Annotated in this window: 22 protein-coding genes; 15 read left to right on the top strand and 7 right to left on the bottom strand. The window is 51.6% G+C overall.

Features of this window, described 5'->3' with window-relative positions:
- The coding region (locus tag ACKC9G_RS02405) for a hypothetical protein (RefSeq protein ID WP_411403344.1) at positions 1-223 on the top strand (223 nt) is incomplete at its 5' end.
- The gene (locus tag ACKC9G_RS02400) at positions 216-1,643 is read left to right on the top strand and encodes a protein adenylyltransferase SelO (RefSeq protein WP_411403343.1); all 1,428 of its coding nucleotides are present in this window, start codon (positions 216-218) and stop codon (positions 1,641-1,643) included. The genes ACKC9G_RS02405 and ACKC9G_RS02400, both read left to right, overlap by 8 nt.
- 77 nt (positions 1,644-1,720) lie before the next feature.
- On the opposite strand, the gene minE is transcribed toward ACKC9G_RS02400, so the two are convergent.
- The 3 genes from minE to minC are packed head-to-tail and all read right to left on the bottom strand — an operon-like array spanning position 1,721 to position 3,572.
- On the bottom strand, positions 1,721-1,975 hold the full coding sequence (minE, locus tag ACKC9G_RS02395; RefSeq protein ID WP_411403342.1) for a cell division topological specificity factor MinE: 255 nt from the start codon (positions 1,973-1,975) through the stop codon (positions 1,721-1,723).
- A 1-nt stretch (position 1,976) separates the two neighbouring features.
- The gene (gene minD, locus ACKC9G_RS02390; RefSeq protein ID WP_411403341.1) at positions 1,977-2,786 is read right to left on the bottom strand and encodes a septum site-determining protein MinD; all 810 of its coding nucleotides are present in this window, start codon (positions 2,784-2,786) and stop codon (positions 1,977-1,979) included.
- A gap of 60 nt (positions 2,787-2,846) precedes the next feature.
- Positions 2,847-3,572: a septum site-determining protein MinC gene (minC, locus tag ACKC9G_RS02385; protein WP_411403340.1), complete on the bottom strand. Its 726-nt coding sequence runs from the start codon at positions 3,570-3,572 to the stop codon at positions 2,847-2,849.
- Between the two features lie 362 nt (positions 3,573-3,934).
- On the opposite strand from minC, the gene ACKC9G_RS02380 reads away from it, so the two are divergent.
- The 4 genes from ACKC9G_RS02380 to ACKC9G_RS02365 are packed head-to-tail and all read left to right on the top strand — an operon-like array spanning position 3,935 to position 6,614.
- On the top strand, positions 3,935-4,960 hold the full coding sequence (locus ACKC9G_RS02380) for an NAD(P)H-dependent glycerol-3-phosphate dehydrogenase (protein WP_411403339.1): 1,026 nt from the start codon (positions 3,935-3,937) through the stop codon (positions 4,958-4,960).
- A gap of 2 nt (positions 4,961-4,962) precedes the next feature.
- Complete coding sequence (locus ACKC9G_RS02375; protein ID WP_411403338.1) at positions 4,963-5,268, top strand: DUF4389 domain-containing protein; 306 nt, start codon at positions 4,963-4,965, stop codon at positions 5,266-5,268.
- A gap of 6 nt (positions 5,269-5,274) precedes the next feature.
- On the top strand, positions 5,275-5,736 hold the full coding sequence (gene sixA, locus ACKC9G_RS02370; protein ID WP_411403337.1) for a phosphohistidine phosphatase SixA: 462 nt from the start codon (positions 5,275-5,277) through the stop codon (positions 5,734-5,736).
- Entirely contained in the window at positions 5,736-6,614 is an 879-nt protein-coding gene (locus ACKC9G_RS02365; RefSeq protein WP_411403336.1) for an alpha/beta fold hydrolase, read from the top strand. Before sixA ends, ACKC9G_RS02365 begins: the two co-directional genes overlap by 1 nt.
- A 58-nt stretch (positions 6,615-6,672) precedes the next feature.
- On the opposite strand, the gene ACKC9G_RS02360 is transcribed toward ACKC9G_RS02365, so the two are convergent.
- Complete coding sequence (locus ACKC9G_RS02360; protein ID WP_411403335.1) at positions 6,673-7,590, bottom strand: chemotaxis protein CheV; 918 nt, start codon at positions 7,588-7,590, stop codon at positions 6,673-6,675.
- A 183-nt stretch (positions 7,591-7,773) separates the two neighbouring features.
- On the opposite strand from ACKC9G_RS02360, the gene ACKC9G_RS02355 reads away from it, so the two are divergent.
- A complete protein-coding gene (locus ACKC9G_RS02355; RefSeq protein ID WP_411403334.1) occupies positions 7,774-8,652 on the top strand; it encodes a DUF4892 domain-containing protein in 879 nt (292 codons plus the stop codon).
- Positions 8,653-8,758: 106 nt separating this feature from the next.
- On the opposite strand, the gene folE is transcribed toward ACKC9G_RS02355, so the two are convergent.
- Positions 8,759-9,298 carry a GTP cyclohydrolase I FolE gene (gene folE, locus ACKC9G_RS02350; protein WP_411403333.1) on the bottom strand — a complete coding sequence of 180 codons (540 nt, stop codon included), beginning with the start codon at positions 9,296-9,298 and terminating at the stop codon, positions 8,759-8,761.
- 100 nt (positions 9,299-9,398) lie between these two features.
- A complete protein-coding gene (locus ACKC9G_RS02345; protein ID WP_411403332.1) occupies positions 9,399-9,935 on the bottom strand; it encodes a Smr/MutS family protein in 537 nt (178 codons plus the stop codon).
- Between the two features lie 125 nt (positions 9,936-10,060).
- Between ACKC9G_RS02345 and prmB the strand changes: the two genes are divergently transcribed.
- From prmB to ACKC9G_RS02320, 5 genes are all read left to right on the top strand, one after another.
- Positions 10,061-10,978 (top strand): 50S ribosomal protein L3 N(5)-glutamine methyltransferase, encoded by a 918-nt coding sequence (prmB, locus tag ACKC9G_RS02340; RefSeq protein WP_411403331.1) that lies wholly within the window; start codon positions 10,061-10,063, stop codon positions 10,976-10,978.
- A gap of 84 nt (positions 10,979-11,062) precedes the next feature.
- Entirely contained in the window at positions 11,063-12,169 is a 1,107-nt protein-coding gene (aroC, locus tag ACKC9G_RS02335) for a chorismate synthase (RefSeq protein WP_411403330.1), read from the top strand.
- Positions 12,166-13,335: an MFS transporter gene (locus ACKC9G_RS02330; protein ID WP_411403329.1), complete on the top strand. Its 1,170-nt coding sequence runs from the start codon at positions 12,166-12,168 to the stop codon at positions 13,333-13,335. Before aroC ends, ACKC9G_RS02330 begins: the two co-directional genes overlap by 4 nt.
- Positions 13,336-13,388: 53 nt before the next feature.
- Positions 13,389-13,655 (top strand): DUF6489 family protein, encoded by a 267-nt coding sequence (locus ACKC9G_RS02325; protein WP_411403328.1) that lies wholly within the window; start codon positions 13,389-13,391, stop codon positions 13,653-13,655.
- A 116-nt stretch (positions 13,656-13,771) separates the two neighbouring features.
- Entirely contained in the window at positions 13,772-14,053 is a 282-nt protein-coding gene (locus ACKC9G_RS02320) for a hypothetical protein (RefSeq protein ID WP_411403327.1), read from the top strand.
- A gap of 63 nt (positions 14,054-14,116) precedes the next feature.
- On the opposite strand, the gene ACKC9G_RS02315 is transcribed toward ACKC9G_RS02320, so the two are convergent.
- Positions 14,117-14,899, bottom strand: a complete 783-nt coding sequence (locus tag ACKC9G_RS02315) for a DUF2927 domain-containing protein (protein ID WP_411403326.1) — start codon at positions 14,897-14,899, stop codon at positions 14,117-14,119.
- Positions 14,900-15,036: 137 nt separating this feature from the next.
- Between ACKC9G_RS02315 and hutI the strand changes: the two genes are divergently transcribed.
- From hutI to hutH, 3 genes are all read left to right on the top strand, one after another.
- Positions 15,037-16,272: an imidazolonepropionase gene (hutI, locus tag ACKC9G_RS02310; protein WP_411403325.1), complete on the top strand. Its 1,236-nt coding sequence runs from the start codon at positions 15,037-15,039 to the stop codon at positions 16,270-16,272.
- A gap of 89 nt (positions 16,273-16,361) precedes the next feature.
- The gene (gene hutU, locus ACKC9G_RS02305) at positions 16,362-18,038 is read left to right on the top strand and encodes a urocanate hydratase (RefSeq protein WP_411403324.1); all 1,677 of its coding nucleotides are present in this window, start codon (positions 16,362-16,364) and stop codon (positions 18,036-18,038) included.
- A 65-nt stretch (positions 18,039-18,103) separates the two neighbouring features.
- A complete protein-coding gene (gene hutH, locus ACKC9G_RS02300) occupies positions 18,104-19,636 on the top strand; it encodes a histidine ammonia-lyase (RefSeq protein ID WP_411403323.1) in 1,533 nt (510 codons plus the stop codon).
- The last annotated feature ends 63 nt before the right edge of the window (positions 19,637-19,699 follow it).

Below are 19,699 nucleotides of genomic sequence, written 5' to 3'. Positions count from 1 at the left end.
AACTGCGGAAACTGCGGAAACTGCGGAAACTGCGGAAACTGCGGAAACTGCGGAAACTGCGGAAACTGCGGAAACTGCGGAAACTGTGGAAACTGCTTCGGGCGAAGTCGAAGAGGCGAATGCAGATCTACAGTCTGAGACTGCAGACTCACAAGAGTTAGTTAAGTCGACTGATAAGCCTGAGGCAGAAGAATCGGATAACAGCAGCAAGAAAGATGCTTAATTTTATTAACCGTTTTGCCACGCTGCCGGAGAGTTTTTACTCCCGGCAGCAGCCTGATATTCCTGAGGGATTTCGGTGGCTATGTGGCAGCGATTCTGCCGCACGGGAAATGAATCTTGAGTTAAACCAGGAGGGCCGTGAGGCCCTTTTGCAGCTTTGCTCTGGCCATAACCCGTCGGCGGATCCACTGGCCATGGTCTATTCAGGGCATCAGTTTGGTGGCTATACACCGCAGCTTGGCGATGGGCGCGGGCTTCTGCTGGGCGAAGTTACAGGTGCTCGCCAGCAAACTTTTGAACTGCATCTGAAGGGGGCTGGGATGACTCCTTTCTCACGCCGCGGTGATGGCAGGGCAGTGCTGCGCTCGAGTATTCGTGAGTTTCTTGGTTCGGAGTATTTGGCGGCTTTAGGGTTGCCGACAACCCGTGCACTCTGTCTTCTGGGGAGTGACGAGCCGGTATATCGTGAGAAAGAAGAGCGTGCGGCCCTTATTGTTCGGATGGCCACGACGCACATTCGTTTTGGACATTTCGAGTTCTTTTATTTCACTCAGCAGCAGTATGAGCTAAAAAAGCTGGTTGATTTTGTCCTCGAGACGTACTTTCCCCATTGCCTGCAAGAGGTTGATCCGATAGGGGCAATGTTTGCTTCGATTGTGGAAAAGACAGCCAAAATGATTGCAGGCTGGCAAGCGTATGGTTTCTGCCATGGTGTCATGAATACCGACAACTTCTCAATTGTTGGCGAGACGTTTGACTTTGGCCCCTATGCTTTTCTTGATGACTACAATCCACGACATATCTGTAATCACTCTGATTATGAAGGGCGCTACAGCTTTTATCGACAACCGGTGGTTGCGCACTGGAACTTGCAATGCCTTGCCAGAGCCTTGTCCGGGTTTATCGGTAAAGAGGCAATTCTGAAAGCGCTGAATAGCTATGAGGGTGTTTTAGTAAACCACTTTAACGCTTTAATGGCAGCCAAACTGGGCTTTTCCGGCATGGATGCAGAGCATCATGAATGTCTCAAAGGTTTTCTGAATATCCTCGCTGCCAACCAGATGGACTACAGCCTGAGTTTGCGCTCTTTAAGTCAGTGGGGACGTGAAGGGTCGCTTGAGCTATTGCGCTCTGAGTGTCGAGACCTTGAAGCCATTGATGAATGGATTGATCGCTATACCGCGCTTGCAAGTGTGGAGGTTGAGATTCAGGCGCGCATGGATGAGTTTAATCCCCGCTTTGTCTTAAGAAACTATTTGCTTCAGCAAGCCATTGAAAAGGCTGAGCAGGGTGATATGTCAGAGGTGGAGCGCTTGTTGCTGGTAATGAGTCAGCCATTCGCTGAGCAGTCTGACAACCAGCATTATGCTCTTAGGCCACCAGAATGGGGTAAGCATCTGGAGATCAGCTGTTCTTCTTAAGACGGGGAATGGCGATAAAAATAAAGGAAAGGCTATCTCTTAAATCTTCACTAGAGATAGCCTGTTTCCGACATCACTTAGCGCTCAGGCAGAGTGATATTGAGCTCAAGTACGGAACAGTTGTCCGTATCATCAATTTGAATGCTGATATCATCCTGGGCGATATGAACATATTTCTTGATCACCTCAAGCAGCTCTCGTTGTAGCTCTGGCAGATAGTCTGGCTCCGAGCGCTTATTGCGCTCGTGAGCAACGATTATCTGCAAGCGCTCTTTGGCTACCGAAGCTGAGCTATTTTTGCGACTGCGAAAATAATCGAAAAAACTGGCCACGTTAACCTCCAAACATGCGCTTCAAGAAGCTTTTCTTCTGCACTGTCAGGAATCGCATCGGGCGCTCTTCACCAAGCAAGCGGCTAACGGCGTCTTCATACGCTTGTCCTGCATCGCTCTGGGCTTCCATAATTACTGGAACACCCTGGTTAGAGCATTTTAGTACAACTTCTGACTCTGGAATGACGCCGATCAGCGGAATTGCCAGAATTTCCTGCACGTCGCTGACGCTAAGCATTTCCCCTTCTTCTACACGCTCGGGTGAATAACGAGTCAGTAGCAGATGCTCCTTGATAGGCTCAAGATCTTGCTCTGCGCGGCGAGATTTACTGTGCATGATACCAATGATGCGGTCTGAATCTCGAACCGAGGACACTTCAGGGTTGCTGACGACGACTGCTTCGTCGGCAAAATACATTGCCATCAGTGCACCTTTTTCGATACCGGCCGGGGAGTCGCAGACGATATAGTCAAAGTTTTCAGAGAGCTCTGTTAGTACCCGCTCCACGCCATCGTGAGTCAGTGCGTCTTTATCACGGGTTTGGGATGCAGGAAGGATATAAAGCGTTTCAACACGCTTATCCTTAATCAGCGCCTGCTTCAGAGTCGCTTCGCCATTGATCACGTTGACGAAGTCATAAACTACACGACGCTCGCAATTCATGATCAGGTCAAGGTTACGAAGACCTACGTCAAAGTCGACAATAACAGTCTTGTGGCCTTTCATGGCCAGACCGGTACCAATTGCAGCGCTTGATGTGGTTTTACCCACTCCACCTTTACCAGAGGTGACAACGATAATTTTTGCCACGATGAGAAATTCCTTTACTTAGATAGCAGGCCTCGGGGCCATATTCGTTTAACGTGGCGCTCAAGCAGTGTAGAGCGCTGTAATTTGTAGGCGATTTTCGTCTTCAAGCCGTGCCTGAATACTTTTCTTCCATAAATCCAGATGCTGAAGATGCTCGCTTAATTTGTAATTGCCAGCGATTGAGAGCAGTTCTGCTTCCAAGCTGTGACAAAAAATGCGCGCTTTGGTATTGCCGTTTATACCTGCCAGTACCCTGCCACGTAAAGGGCCGTATACGTGGATATCGCCGTCAGCCAGAAGCTCTGCGCCAGCGCTGACTGGAGCAAGTACCACCAGAGAGCCATTCTGAGCGTAAATCTGCTGACCTGAGCGGACAGGGCGATCAATGATACGAGTCTGCTGAGTGATAATAACTTCGCTTTCAGCGGGCTCTGAAGCCTTGGATGAAGAGGCTGTCTCTTCAGCTGCCACCGCTTTTTTCTCGCTTGAGCGACGCGTCGTGGCGGCACCCATCACAGGAAGGCCGGCATGCCGGGCGAGCTCTATCTGCTGTTCACTACCTCCACGAATGCCCACAGGGTTAACACTTTGTTCACGGCAAATATCTACCAATTGAACAAAGTTAATTTCCAGATCGTCGGGGAGCTGCTCGAGGGAGATTACCACGGGCATTTGGTGAAAGAAGCGGGGGGCTTGATTGACGGTGTCAGCCAGCTGATCGCTAAAGTCCTGTGCATCATAGTGCATCAGTTCAATCATGCTGATGGTAAACATGCTTCCTTTCATGCGAAAACATGAAGCGATTTTTTCTGCTGCGGGCGTGGACATCTGTCGGTTGCCTGTTTTCTTGTATTTTCCGAGCTAATTCTTAAGTTGAGCCAGCCAGGCTGAAATACGGTGAGTTCATAAAAACTGCCGCACATCATAGCATGAGAAATCGTTGGGTTAAGAGCCCGGACGGGTTCTTGAGTCAATTAAGCCGAGGTAGGGCTCTTAATTACTTTTATACTTGGTTCCTTTGCGTGATAAACGCACAATAACGCAATCAGTTGAGTAATGGTGTGGGTCGGTGTTTTGATTCTTCTGCATTTTTATGCAGGTCTTCCCCCGATCTTCGGTCCTTAAGAGACAAAAGGTTAAATCATCCTATGACTTCATCTTTAGGTATTGCAGTTATTGGTGGCGGCAGTTTTGGTACCGTTGTTGCCAATATTATTGCTGAAAATGGCTATGAGGTTTCGCTTTGGCTGCGAAGTGAGGCCCAGGCCCAGGATATTCTCAGCACGCGAATTAACCATCGCTATATGCCTGACTATCCTTTGCTTCCTGAGGTTATGCCGACCAATGATCTTGAGAAAGCCGTGTCGGGTGCCAAGGTCATTATCATGGCTGTTCCAAGCAAGGCTTTCCGGCAGGTGCTTAAGCAAGTCAAAGCGTACCTCGCAGATGATGCCATGGTGGTGAGTACCACGAAGGGGATCGAAGCAACTAGCAATAGCCTGATGAGCCAGGTGATGCGTCAGGAATTGCCCACTCAGGCGATAGGCGTACTAAGTGGCCCTAATCTCGCCAAGGAAATTGCTAAGCGACAGTTAGCCGCAACGGTGATTGCCAGTGATGACGCAGAGGTGCGTTCTATCATTCAGGCGATCCTTCGTCGGAGTTACTTCCGGGTCTATGCCAATAACGACATGTATGGAGTTGAGCTTGGCGGGGCGCTAAAAAACATTTATGCCATAGCGACCGGTATGGCAGCAGCACTGGGAATGGGTGAGAACACCAAAAGTATGCTGGTCACCCGTTCGCTTGCTGAAATGAGTCGCTTTGCTGTTCGTCTAGGGGCGAACCCTCTGACATTTATTGGCCTGGCGGGTGTGGGTGATCTTATGGTGACGTGTATGTCGCCCTTAAGCCGAAACTACCGTGTGGGTTTTGCATTAGGTCAGGGTGGCTCTCTTGAGAAAATCGTTGAAGAGCTAGGTGAGGTTGCCGAGGGTGTTGGCACGCTTGAGTGTCTTCACCACTGGTCAAAAGAGCTGGATGTCTACATGCCATTGGTTGACGGCTTATATGCGGTGGTCTTTGATGGCCGCTCCGTCGAAGAAGTTATTAAAGCGCTAATGGGTGGTGAGCAAAGCTCTGATGTTGAATTTGTTCTGCCACGAGGAGCATAACGATGTCTCATGATTCAAACAGTGGGCTATCAGCGATTATTGGTCGTTTGCTGAGCGCAGATATTTGGCTGCGGGCTCTTTATCTGATTATTTTTGCCCTTGTTCTTAAAGTGGCGGCTTCACTGGTCATTCTTCTGGCGGTGTTATTCTGGATCGTAGTTGTGATTCGGGGGGAGGAAGCAATGAGTGCTTGCGAACATCTTAAGGCCTTCTCAGGCTTTGTTCGCGATTGTGTTGGTTATCTCACATTTCAATCAGAGCAAAAGCCATTTCCATTTAAAGCCTGGAATCGATCAGGACAGGAGTGATCAGCTATGGCTCTATCGCTGTTTATTATGCGTCATGGCGAGGCGGAGATGGTTGCTGCCAGCGATAGCCAACGTCCTTTAACTGCGCTGGGTAAAGAGAGCAACCTCAGGGTCGCCCAGCGATTGGCGCAAGCCCCGATAATGCCGGAGCGCTTGGTTGCCAGCCCTTATCTTCGGGCACAGCAGACTGCTGAAATTGTGCGTCAGAGTCTGGGGCTTGAGAGCGTCGCGACCTTACCAATCATTACTCCTGACGATCCTCTAAGACCCGTTATTGACTGGCTGGACACTCAGAGCGGCAGTGTGATGCTTGTCAGCCATATGCCTCTGGTTGCTTATTTATGCGCCTGGTTGCTTGATGCCCGCCCGGTATCATTTATGACCAGTGAAGTGCGGCACCTTGAGCTGGACTTTGTGGCTCAGGGCTGCGCCAGGCTTCAGCAGACATGGAGTGCGGATACTTTTTGATGGTGCAATCGAATCTTTCAGGGAGCGCCAGTAATCGAGACTTCTTTGTCGGAGGGCGTAAGCTGGCGGCAAAAGAGTGGGGTGAAATCGGCGGAACGCCCGTATTGGCTCTTCATGGCTGGTTGGATAATGCGGGCAGTTTTGACCCAATGTTCGAGTCGCTCGTAGTCAAACGCCGTGATCTGCATATTGTCGCACTTGATCATGCGGGGCATGGTTTTTCTGACTGGCGTTCGGCATCCCAAGACTATGATATACGACATTACGTTGACGATGTCTGCGAGATTATAGGCCAGTTGGGATGGAGTCAGTTTGCGCTTCTCGGTCACTCACTCGGTGCTGGTGTCAGCAGTCTATATGCCGCGCAGTTTCCTGATCAGGTTCATTCACTTTGCCTGATTGAGTCGCTGGGGCCGGTATCTAAAGAATGGTCTCCGCCGGTATTGAATCGAATGATGCCTTCACAGAAACAAAACCAAGTGAAGCCCAGTCGACGCTTTGCGAACTTCGAATTGGCGGTTAGAGCAAGAATGGCGGGCCTATGGCCACTTGAACGAGCAGCAGCGAAGAAGTTGGCAGAACGAGGAGTAACCGAGACTGAGAACGAGGCCTTTTGGCACCATGATCCTAGGCTCAGGTCACTTACCTCAAGACTTTCAGAGGCAGAGATTCGTCAGGCTCTAAACCGACTATCGATGCCAGTGCACCTGATGTTGGGTTTACAAGGGAATAAAGCTCGATGGCCTATGCTTGAAGAGCGCATGGCCTGTATCCCACATCTTCAAGTCACTGAGCTGGAGGGAGGGCATCATCTGCATCTGGAACAACAAGCGCTAGCCTGCGCCGAATGGCTTAATAACATCCTGGAAAAACACTAGGATGTATCTCTTAAATAAAAAAAGCCACGTTAATCGCGGCTTTTTTCGTCTGCTGCGCTTAGCGTTTATGAACCAGAACACGCTCAGCCAGGACATCCGGCTGGAACTTGGCCAGGAAGTCATCAGCGCCAACCTTTTCAACCATGGACTGGTTAAAGACTCCACTCAATGATGTGTGAAGCATCACATAGAGATCTTTGAGATCGGGATTGGAGCGGATTTTCGCTGTCAGGGTATAACCGTCCATCTCAGGCATTTCTACGTCAGAGATAAGTACGTAGTAATGCTCGGGAACCTTGGTGCCTTGATTGGCCAATTCCAGCAGATGGTTATAGGCTGCGGCGCCATCATTCAGAAGCACTGTTTCGGCCCCGATGGCTTCTACCGCTTTCTTGATCTGCTTACGAGCAACCGAAGAGTCATCGACGATGAGTACCCGGAAGACTTCCGGACGTTGCTCTTTCACTTTCTCGACAATGGCTTCACTGACATCGTCAGGGCGAGGAGCCACTTCCGAAAGAATTTTCTCTACGTCGAGAATTTCAATCAGCCGGTTTTCAAAACGTGTGATGGATGTCAGGTAATGGCGGCTGCCAAGACCGCTGGGAGGAGGCAGAATGTCTTCCCAGTTCATATTGATAATGCGCTCTACAGCACGTACCAGAAAGCCCTGAACCGTCATGTTGTATTCACTGATGACGATAAAGCTGCCTTCCATATCGGTCGGTTTGCTGTTGCCCATGGCCAGAGCCAAGTCGATAACAGGGATAGTACGACCGCGAATATAAGCGGTACCACGAATGACCGGATGGCTTTCCGGGATCTCGGTCAGTTTGGGAGTTTGCAGAATCTCCCGTACCTTGAACACATTAATTCCGTAGATCTGGGGACCGTTGAGACGGAAAGTAAGGAGTTCAAGACGGTTCTTGCCGACCAGCTGGGTGCGCTGGTTTACGGAGTCGAGTACGCCAGCCATAGAAAATCCTGCTCCTAAGATCCCGCCTGGTGACAGAATCATTAGCACCTGGGTAAATAAGGCCAGGTGACGTTTCAATTATGACACTGCGACTATTGGCGCAGATTGTCGCCCAGTTATATACACTATTCTTAGTCTAGTCTGTGCAAGTGCAGTGTGATAGTTCAAACGGGCAGAATATTCATGTTTAAGCGGTTGTTTCGTTTCTTTGTCGTCCTTTCTACAGTTTTCGTCTTCAGCGCGCATGCCGCAGAGGATGTCAGGGGAGCATTAGACCCCCAGGGTTATCAGCGTTTTGAGGATAGCTGGATAGTGGCCTATGACAGGCAAAGCACTGAACGTCATGAGCTACCTACCGGCCCCATGATAAAAGTAAACGGTGTTACCCAACCGCAACGCTCTATTCAGGTGGCTGGAAACCTTGTGCGCGTGACCTATCAGCTACCCGAAGGTGTTGATCCTAATCAGGCGTTTAGTTTTTTCGAGAAGCAGATACAGGCGAAAGGCTACGAACCCCGTTATGTCTGTAAGTCCCGAAGCTGTGGGGCTAGTAGCTATTGGGCATCAGACATTTTTAAAGAGCGTTTGCTCTACGGTGAGGATAGGGATCAGCAGTACGCTTTGTACCAGTGGCCGGAAGGTCAAAGTGATAAGCCCTCTGTTAATACGCTGGCTCTCTATTCCGTAATGAAACCAAATCGACGTGCCTATGTGCATTTGGATCTGGTAGGCGATACCGCTGCGAGCGGAGGGGTTATCCGTCGGGAAGTGCCTGTGGTGTTTTCTGATAATGACCGACTGGTAACGCCGGGGCTTGATGGCGACTTTGAAGCGCTGGTGAAGCAGCATCGACAAGCATCAATGTGGCTGGTGAGTAGCCTGAGTGGAGATGGTGACCCACAAACCTTGCTTGATCGTTCACTGAGCAGAGCTGCTGAGGTCAAACGTTTGCTGGTTCAGGAGGGGGTCGCGCCATCGGCCGTTCAACTCTTTTCACGTGGGCCCTTTACGACCACCAATGAAAGTAATGTAGAACTCTGGATTTATCCCAGATCGCAGTGACAGTGACTTGAGACTTTCAAACCTCACCAAAGCCGATATCGTCATAAATAAAAAAACCGCCTAGGAGATCAGGCGGTTTTTCTTTGTCTCGAAGCTGCTGATTACGTTATCGAATCAGTGACAGGAATTCGTTACGAGTGCGCTCATCATGGCGGAAATTGCCCAGCATCATTGACGTCGTCATTGAAGCATTCTGCTTTTCAACGCCACGCATCATCATGCACATATGCTGTGCCTCGATCACCACACCAACGCCTGCAGCATTCGTTACAGTCATGATGGCATCGGCAATCTCTTTGGTCAGGTTTTCCTGAATCTGCAGACGGCGGGCATACATATCGACAATACGCGCCACTTTAGAAAGACCGACCACTTTGCCTTTAGGAATGTAGGCAACATGCGCTTTGCCGATGAAAGGCAGCATGTGGTGCTCGCACAGGGAGTAAAGCTCGATATTCTTGACGATGACCATCTCGCTGTTTTCAGAAGGAAACAGCGCGTTATTGACGATCTCTTCCAGCTTTTGATGATAGCCCTGCGTCAGGTAGCCCATGGCTTTAGCTGCACGCTTAGGGGTATCTTTCAGGCCATCCCGGCCAAGATCTTCTCCAATGCTCGTAATGATCTGAGCGAATGCCTGTTCCATACAGGGTCCTCGACTGGGCCTTAAAAAGGCGCTAAAGGTACGGAATTATAAAAGTGAGGTAAAGGAAAATCCCGTCTTTTCACGCCGTAGACAGTGTTATCTAGCGGAAACGACTTTTGAGCAGAACATAGACTGCACCATGACCGCCGTCTTTGGGCTGGGCGCTACTGAAGGCGAGTACTGCCGGAATCTGTCTTAACCAGTCGTTGGTATGGGATTTCAGCAACGGGTACTTACCAAGTTCACTGACCGCTTTGCCATGAACGACGATGACGCTTTTCATGCCGGAATGTAATGCTTCCTGAATAAAGCGATGCAGCTCCTCCCGTGCATCCTCAATGCTCATTCCGTGCAGATCAAGGCCTGCCTCCCACGGGATGCGGCCTTGTCGAAGCTTGCGGAAGAGATTGATCTGCACGCCGTTGGCGCAGAATAGCAGAGGCGTTTCCGAACCAACCAGCTCCATGTGGGCATCGGTCAGGTCAGAAGGTGTCTGAACGGTTTCTTCACTCGCGGCAATCCTGCGATAGCCAGCGGATGATTGCCGGACTGGCTTGGTTGCCACGCGCCGAGTGACGTTGAGTCGGCGAACCCCCTTCATTTCACTGCGAAATACGTCGAAATCATCCTCGCTCATGGGGGATAGATAGCCTTGTGCTGCATGTTTCTTTAATATTGGCACTTTAACTTAAGAGGCTCGGTGCCACCAGCGCTGACCGTTGCCAATTAAGTGCGTATGCACATTATCGACACAGGCTTTCCATGCAGATTAATACCGAACAGGCAGTCGAAGAGTTAAGTACCATTCGCGATATGATTCGCTGGGCCGTAAGCCGTTTCAGTGAGGCTAAAATCTTTTTTGGCCACGGTACCGATAACGCCTGGGATGAAGCGGTTAACCTGGTCCTTAACTCTGTGCATCTGGCATGGGATGTCGATAAAGAAGTGCTGGATGCACGTCTTACGCGTCAGGAGCGCGAAAAAATCGCTGACTGGGTGGTAAAGCGTGTCAAAGATCGTATTCCTGCCGCTTATCTGATCGGCGAAGCCTGGTTTGCCGGTCTTAAGTTTTATGTTGATCAACGGGTGCTTGTACCGCGTTCACCGCTTGCCGAAATGATTGAGCAGCGTTTTGAGCCCTGGCTTCAATACAAGCCGGTGGGACGTATTCTTGATCTTTGTACCGGGAGTGGTTGTATCGGTATTGCCTGTGCGGCCGCTTTCCCAGAAGCCAGTGTTGATCTGGTTGATATTTCTGCCGATGCACTGGCAGTAGCCAAGCTCAATATTAAGCGTCACCACATGGAAGACCGGGTTAGCGCAATCCGCTCAGATGTCTTTAATGGTGTGGCTGAGCAGCAGTACGATTTGATCGTCAGCAATCCTCCTTATGTGGATGCCGAAGACTTCGCCTCCATGCCGGATGAGTATCATCATGAGCCCGCTCTGGGGCTTTCCTCCGGTGATGATGGCCTGGATGTGACCCGCCGAATTCTGCGCGAAGCGGTCGATTACCTGTCTGATGATGGTCTGTTGATTGTTGAGGTCGGCAATTCAGAAATTCATTTACAGGAGCAGTACCCGCAAGTGCCGTTCCTGTGGCTCGACTTTGAGCATGGTGGACATGGTGTCTTCATGTTAACCGCTGAACAACTTAAAGGTTGCGCCCATCTCTTTTAACGTTTGCGCGAATCATTGGTGTTACGCAAACCCGTATAACGCGCTCTCCGAGTGAGGGTGCGCAGCGATTTAGGAACAAGCTTCATGGCAGGAAACAGTATCGGCCAGGTTTTCAAAGTCACTACCTTCGGTGAGAGCCACGGTATTGCCCTCGGCTGTATTATTGATGGTTGTCCTCCCGGGATCGAGATCAGCGAAGCCGATCTGCAGATCGAGTTGGATCGTCGCAAGCCCGGTCAGAATCGGTATACCACCCAGCGTCGTGAGCCGGATGAGGTCAAGATTCTTTCCGGCGTATTTGAAGGCAAGACGACGGGCACTTCCATTGGCCTGCTGATTGAGAACACGGATCAGCGCTCCAAGGACTATTCCAATATCAAGGATACTTTCCGTCCCGCTCACGCGGATTACACCTACATGCATAAGTACGGTATTCGTGATTATCGCGGAGGTGGCCGCTCGTCGGCGCGTGAAACAGCCATGCGCGTTGCGGCAGGCGCCGTTGCCAAGAAGTTCCTGCGTGAAAAGCTTGGAATTGAGATTCGCGGTTATCTTGCGCAACTGGGGCCGATCAAAATTGACGAATCCCGCTTCTCCTGGGATGAAGTCGGTAATAATGCATTCTTCAGCCCGGATGCGGTTGCGGCCGAGCAGATGGCCGAGTACATGGATGCGCTGCGTAAAGAAGGCGACTCCATTGGCGCGCGTATTAATGTCGTTGCCAGTGGCATGATTCCTGGGCTTGGCGAGCCGGTCTTTGATCGTCTGGATGCTGATATCGCTCATGCCATGATGAGCATTAATGCTGTGAAAGGTGTGGAGATTGGTGACGGTTTTGCCAGCATTGAGCAAAAAGGCACTGAGCATCGCGATGAAATCACCCCGGAAGGTTTTCTCTCCAATTCCGCGGGCGGTGTGTTAGGCGGTATTTCCAGTGGTCAGGATCTGGTCGTCAGTATGGCGCTAAAGCCGACTTCAAGCCTGCGTCTGCCAGGTAAGAGCATTGATGTTCATGGCAACCCCATTGAGGTCGTTACTCATGGTCGTCATGATCCTTGTGTAGGTATTCGTGCGACACCGATTGCCGAAGCCATGCTTGCCATCGTTGTGCTGGATCATTACCTGCGTCACCGTGGGCAAAATGCGGATGTCAGCATCGCAACACCTGTGGTGCCCGGGCAGGTAGTATGAACCTGACCTTTAATCGGGAGGCGCTACCGTATTGGCGCCTTTCCGGTTTCTATGCCTGTTATTTCGCTTTTATTGGCTGTTTCTCTCCCTACTGGAGTGTGTATCTGGATGGGCAGGGCTTCGATGCAATAGCCATCGGTCAGCTGATGTCGATATACATGGCGACGCGAATTGTCGGTCCGAATCTCTGGGGTTGGCTGGCAGATAAAACTCAGCAGCGACTTCGTATTATTCGGATTGGTGCCTTTCTTGGCAGTCTGTGCGTTGCTGGCGTCTGGATTTCTCACACCATGCTGTCCATGGCGCTGGCAATGGTGGCATTTACTCTCTTCCTTAACGCTGTACTTCCTCAGTTTGAGGTCATCACGCTTCAGTACCTGGGCACGCAGCGTCAGTACTACAGCAAGATTCGTATCTGGGGCTCTCTTGGCTTTATTGCCATGGTGTTGCTGCTCGGATGGGCATTGGAAATCACAGGAACCGCCATACTCCCTTTCTGTCTGATGCTGGCGTTAGGTGGTAGTTGGCTCTTCTCCTGCAGTATTCAGGACCCCGGGAAAAGTATTGAAAAGCAGGAAGGGCAGTCTTTTTTTAAACGTCTTTTAGTGCCTCAGGTGCTGCTGTTCTACGGCATCTTCCTGCTGGCTCAATTGGCGATGGGGCCTTACTACACCTTCTATAGCCTTTATATGAAAGCGCATGGTTACTCGAGTGCCGCAGTGGGCACTTTCTGGGCGCTGGGTGTGGTGGCAGAAGTTGTGCTGTTCTTCTTCATGTACCGCTTTCTTAAATGGGGCGTGGTCAAGCTGCTGACAGTCGCCTTGCTATTGTCTGTTATTCGCTGGACGGTCACGGCGGCGCTGCCGGACTCTTTATTGCTGATGGCGTTGGTCCAGCTTTTTCACGCGGCAACTTTCGGTGTGTTACACGTGTGCGGCATTAATCTGGTACAGCAATATTTCTCAGGAGGTAACGAAGGGCAGGGACAGGCGCTCTTTTCGGCGCTGGCATACGGCGCGGGCGGCTCAATTGGCGCTTTTGCCAGTGGCTATATCTGGCAGAATATCGGAATGTCTGCCACTTTCTACTTTGCTGCCATCATCACTGCCGTTGCCTTTGTTATGGCAATCCTCTGGATGAAAGAGCCAGCCGTCACTGAAAGTTAGGAATCCATTCAAAGAATAATCAGAAGCGTTTGAGCGCTTCGGGAGAGAGCCTAATGAAATTCAATATTGAAGTGGATATGACCCCGGAAGAGCTACGCAAAGCCTTAGGTCTTCCTGATCTTGAGCCTCTTCATGAAGAGATGCTAAACCGCTTTCGGGAGCAAATGGATGCCGGGGCGGAAGGTTATGATCCGATGAGCTGGCTGAAACCTCATATGCCCAACGCGGTAGGGACGATGGATGCCTGGCAGAAGATGATGCTGAATATGATGAGCAGCAGCTTCAGTCCTCGAAAGGATGACTCATCAAAAGATAGCTGAGACGGCGCTCAGCATTCACTGACGCCTGAAGGATGTGCCTGAAAAGTTTTCTGGAAGAGTAGAGAGCAGTAATGACGCTAAGCCTGATTTTGTTTTTAGTCGCGGGAACCTTTTGTATGGCGGCCGCCTTATCAGTACAGCAGCTGATGAAGAAAACCCCTGACAGTATGACGGCTGAACTGGTGATTTGGGGGAATCTGGCTGCATTGGCGCTGATTTTTTCGATTGTATTTGGTGCTTATCACCTGACGCTTTGGATGGTGCTGGGTAGCGTTCTTGTGACCTTTCCCATTCTCTACTTTGTCATTTTGCAGCGCATTCTTAAAGGAGCCATGGCCGCTCGTATTTACGGTGTGATTGGCTTGCTCAGCGCTGCCGGGTTGTATTTTCAGTGGTAAGTTCGATCCAGTAAAAAGAGGCGCTTTGTGCGCCTCTTTTTTTTCGTCCGGCAAGTAAACGGATTAGCTACCATCCAGATAGGCATGCAGCCCGGTGGAGCGGACGCGGGATGCTGCCTGGCTAATCTCGCCTCGTGCCCGCAAGTCTTTAATGATGGCTGGTAGTTGTGTTTTGACTTCAGGAACCGACATGCCGGGCTTCAGCCGTTTGTCGTACAGTACTTTCAATAGCAAGTAGTCGAGGCCGGAGAGATAGCGGTCGATGCTGTGGTCATTAAAGATTGAAGGGAAAACGCTGTCAGAATCATTGGGCAGGCCCAATACCTGTGTGGTTTCTTCAATGATGCAATCGACGGCTTTGCTCTGGCGTAAGGCATTGTCGATTGGGATCACAATTGTCGCGCCAGCAATGGTGCTGCCTCGTAAGTGTACCTGTCCATAACACACCGCTTGAGAAGTGATCTTTTTGTCAAACGGCTGCCGCCCCAAAGCCTTGATCAACACGCTATCCACCTGCGCCTGCGGGACAATAAAAATCCTCATGTTAGCCTGCTGTAAAGGCACTCCTTGTAATGGCAGGCCGGTAATCTGACTTAATTGCTGCAGATGCACCGCCATGAGTGTGGTGAATTTGGCCATGCTTTTTACGGGGTTAACGATGTGATAGCGGATAGGATCATCCCAGCGTACCAGCTTGCCTGCTGAGCCTTGCTCATATTCGCGTTTCAACGCGATGGTTTGAAAAGCCTGATTGATATAGCTATCACGTTGCCAGCGCTCTTCTGCTTGTGCGCCTGATGCCAGCCATCCCAGCAATAAGCCGAGGCCAATGTGTCTTAACTTCACGCCGCCATCCTCTCCGGTTTTGTTCCACTCTAGACAGTCTGTTTCCTTTCTGTAAAGCCACAAGGGGAATTGCGGGCGGTAAAACTTTGCGGTATAACCTCTTGTATATAGTTGTATATACAACCGTGGAGTGAAGAATGACTGACACCGCTTTTACCTGGCTACTCAATGCACGCCCCATCACGATGGAGTTGGGCGAGGAGGGTTATGGTCAAAAGCCGCTGAGTGCTATTGAGATTCAGCAGGGCAAAATATGTCGCGTTATTCCCATGGAAGAATACAGCGCTGCCGCATCAGACGATGCTGTGCTGGACTTACAGGGACGATATGTCACTCCGGGACTGATTGATTGCCACACTCATCTGATTTACGGCGGAGATCGCGCTGATGAGTTTGAGCGACGCCTGCAGGGTGTGCCATACAGCACGATTGCGAAGGAAGGCGGTGGCATTGCCAGCACCGTTCGCGCCACGCGAGAGGCAACGATTGAAACGCTGGTTGAGGCCGCCAAACCAAGGCTTGAAGCTCTCCTGCGTGAAGGCGTCACCACTATCGAAATCAAGTCAGGCTATGGCTTGAGCCTGGAGGATGAACTCAAGTTACTGCGCGCCGCCAAGGCTCTGACGCAAGGTTACTCTGTCCGTCTTCATGCCACTTTCCTTGGCGCACATGCTCTTCCACCTGAGTTTGTCGGCCGCGCGGATGATTACATCACACTGGTCTGCGACAAGATGATTCCTGTCGTAGCGGCAGAGCAACTGGCCGATGCCGTTGATGTGTTCTGTGAAGGTATTGCCTTTTCAACTGAGCAGACCGCGCGGGTGTTTGACGCTGCAAAAGCACATGGCCTCAACATTAAAGCTCATGCTGAACAGCTAAGCCTATTGGGGGGCAGTGAGCTGGTTGCCGAAAGGGGTGGTCTCTCTGCGGATCATGTCGAGTATCTGGATGAGGCTGGCGTTCGCGCCATGGCTAATGCCGGTACTGTGGCCGTTCTCCTGCCAGGAGCCTTCTATTTCCTACGTGAAACCCAGTTGCCACCCATTGAACTGCTTCGCGAGTACAGCGTGCCTATGGCGCTGGCAACCGACTTCAATCCGGGCACGTCGCCTCTGGCGTCACTGCGCCTGATGATGAATATGGGTTGTACTCTCTTTCGCCTTACGCCTGAGGAAGTCTTGCGTGGTGTGACTCAGCACGCCGCCACGGCGCTGGGGCAGCAAGGAAAGCTCGGTCAGATTATTCCCGGTGCCCATGCTGATCTGCTGGTATGGGATATCCGTCACCCGGCGGAGCTTGCCTACTGTTTTGGTGTCAGTCAGCCGCTCTACAGGCTGTTTGCCGGGCATCTTACGCCGAACAATTACTCCTGAACGACGAGCAATAACGCCTGAGCTATCACTGTAGAGCAGGCGCTGAACCTTTTTTGAACGCTTCAAACAACTTGATTGAGGAGCACACTATGTCGACCGATTCCCGTCTGGACACCTCGCGCGAAATTCGCGCGCCCCACGGCAACGAGCTGAGCTGTAAGAGCTGGTTGACCGAAGCCGCCATGCGCATGCTGATGAACAACCTGGATCCTGAAGTGGCAGAGCATCCTGCTTCACTGGTGGTTTATGGCGGAATCGGGCGCGCTGCCCGTAACTGGGAGTGCTTCGATAAAATCGTGGAAGTACTGAAGCGTCTGGAAAATGATGAAACGCTGCTGGTTCAGTCTGGTAAGCCCGTTGGTGTGTTCAAAACTCATGAAAATGCGCCACGAGTGTTGATTGCCAACTCGAACCTGGTACCGCACTGGGCGAACTGGGAGCATTTCAACGAGCTCGATAAGAAAGGCCTGATGATGTATGGCCAGATGACAGCGGGCTCGTGGATTTACATCGGTTCTCAGGGCATCGTTCAGGGGACCTATGAAACCTTTGTCGCCGTTGCCAAGCAGCATTTTGGTGGCGAGGCCAAAGGCCGCTGGATTCTGACGGGTGGTCTGGGCGGCATGGGTGGCGCTCAGCCACTGGCTGGTGTCATGGCTGGCTTTAATGTGCTGGCGGTCGAGTGCGATGAATCCCGCATCGATTTCCGTTTGCGTACCCGCTACCTGGACTACAAGGCGACGACGCTGGATGAAGCGCTGGAAATCATCAATAAAGCCAATGCCAACGGCGATGCAATCTCTGTCGGTTTGCTGGGCAATGCGGCAGATGTTTTTGCTGAGCTGGCAGCACGCGGTGTTGTCCCTGATGTCGTTACTGACCAGACCTCTGCTCATGATCCGTTGAATGGCTATCTGCCACAGGGATGGACTGTCGATGAGGCCAAGCGCCGCCGTCAGGAGGATGAGGCGGGTGTTGTGAAAGCTGCCAAGGCTTCCATGGCCGTTCAGGTTCAGGCCATGCTGGATCTTCAAGCCAAGGGTGCTGCAACCCTGGATTACGGTAATAACATCCGTCAGATGGCGCTTGAGGAAGGGGTCAAGAATGCTTTTGACTTCCCGGGCTTTGTTCCTGCCTATGTACGGCCGCTGTTTTGTGAAGGCATTGGTCCCTTCCGTTGGGCAGCCTTGTCTGGTGACCCTGAAGATATCTATAAAACGGATCAGAAAGTTAAAGAGCTGATTCCTGATAATCCTCATCTGCACAACTGGCTGGATATGGCGCGTGAGCGCATTGCTTTCCAGGGTCTCCCCGCACGTATCTGCTGGGTGGGTCTGAAGGACCGTGCACGTCTGGCGTTGGCGTTCAATGAAATGGTCGCCAAAGGTGAGCTGAAAGGGCCTGTGGTTATCGGCCGTGACCATCTTGATTCAGGCTCAGTGGCCAGCCCTAACCGTGAAACCGAATCCATGAAGGATGGCTCTGATGCTGTGTCCGACTGGCCGCTGCTCAATGCCTTGCTGAACACGGCTTCTGGCGCTACCTGGGTATCGTTGCACCACGGTGGTGGCGTGGGTATGGGCTTCTCTCAGCATGCAGGCGTTGTTATTGTCGCTGATGGTACGGATGAAGCACATGTTCGCCTTGGCCGTGTGCTGCGTAATGATCCGGGTACCGGTGTCATGCGCCATGCTGATGCCGGCTACGATATTGCTGTTGACTGCGCGAAGCGTGAAGGCCTTGATCTTCCCATGCTGGAAGACTGATCACTCAGCTCTGGGTATAACTTTGATTAACGGCAGCCTGGCTGCCGTTTGTGGAGTAGTAAAACGTGTTCACACTGAAATTAACCCCTGGTGCCATCACGCTGGCCGACCTTCGCCGCATCAGCCGTGAGGCTGTCAAGCTGGAGCTGGACCCTTCCTGCCATACCGCGATTGAGCAAAGTGCTGCGGCAGTAGCCCGCGTTATCGCAGAAAATCGTGTGGTCTATGGCATCAATACCGGTTTTGGCCTGCTCGCCAATACGCGTATTTCTCCGGAAGATCTGGACCTGCTGCAACGTAGCATCGTGCTTTCCCACGCGGCGGGTGTCGGCCAGTTTATGCAGCCTGAAACAGTACGCCTGTTGATGGTACTGAAGATCAACTCGCTGGCACGTGGTTTCTCCGGTATTCGTCTGAGCGTGATTCAGGCACTGATGGCGCTGGTGAATGCAGAGGTCTATCCCTGCATTCCTGAGAAAGGCTCCGTTGGTGCGTCGGGTGATCTTGCGCCTCTGGCACACATGAGTACCGTACTCTTGGGTGAAGGTGAGGTGCTGTACAAAGGTGAGCGCCTGTCGGGTGCTGAAGGCCTTAAAATTGCGGGACTTGAGCCGATCACGCTGGCACCGAAAGAAGGTCTGGCCCTGCTCAACGGGACACAGGCCTCTACCGCTTTTGCGCTTCAGGGCCTGTTCTATTCAGAAGATTTGTACGCGGCAGCAACCGTTGCCGGTGCCATGTCCGTTGAGGCTGCACTGGGTTCACGTAGCCCCTTTGATGCCCGTATTCATCAGGTCCGTGGTCATCAGACCCAGATTGATGCAGCAGCGGCGTATCGTCATTTGCTGCAGGATCATTCTGAGATCGGCAATTCCCATGAGAACTGCGAAAAAGTGCAGGACCCTTATTCTCTGCGCTGTCAGCCTCAGGTTATGGGTGCCTGTTTGCAGCAGATCCGTCAGGCTGCAGAGGTTCTGCTGGTAGAGGCCAATTCTGTTTCTGATAACCCGCTGGTTTTCGCAGAAGATAATGACATCATCAGTGGCGGTAATTTCCATGCAGAGCCGGTTGCCATGGCTGCGGATAATCTGGCACTGGCCATTGCCGAGATCGGTTCGCTGTCTGAGCGTCGTATGGCGCTGCTGATTGACACTCATCTGTCCAAGCTGCCTCCATTCCTGGTCAACAACGGTGGCGTCAACTCAGGTTTTATGATCGCTCAGGTGACTGGTGCCGCCCTGGCCTCCGAGAACAAGACCCTGGCGCATCCTGCATCCATCGATAGTCTGCCAACCTCTGCCAATCAGGAAGACCACGTTTCCATGGCAACGTTTGCGGCGCGACGCCTGCGTGATATGTCCGACAATACGGCTGGCATTCTTGCGGTTGAGTTACTGGCAGCATGTCAGGGGGTCGATTTCCGCGCTCCTCACAAACCGTCAAAACCGTTGCAGGAAGCGCATGCAGCACTGCGTGAGGAAGTCACCTTCTATGACAAGGACCGCTATTTCGCACCGGATATCGAGAAGGCCCAGCGTCTGATCCAGTCTGCCCACTACAATGGACTGATGCCCTTAGCCTTGTTGCCCAGTCTCTGAGCGACGCTGTCTATATGATGCAAACAAAAAAGACCTCTCGATGAGAGGTCTTTTTTTTGGCTG

It is taken from the genome of Pokkaliibacter sp. CJK22405, assembly GCF_046614695.1.
GTDB lineage: Bacteria > Pseudomonadota > Gammaproteobacteria > Pseudomonadales > Balneatricaceae > Pokkaliibacter.
Note: the sequence above shows the minus strand (reverse complement) of the source record. Positions and strands in the feature narration are given on the sequence as shown.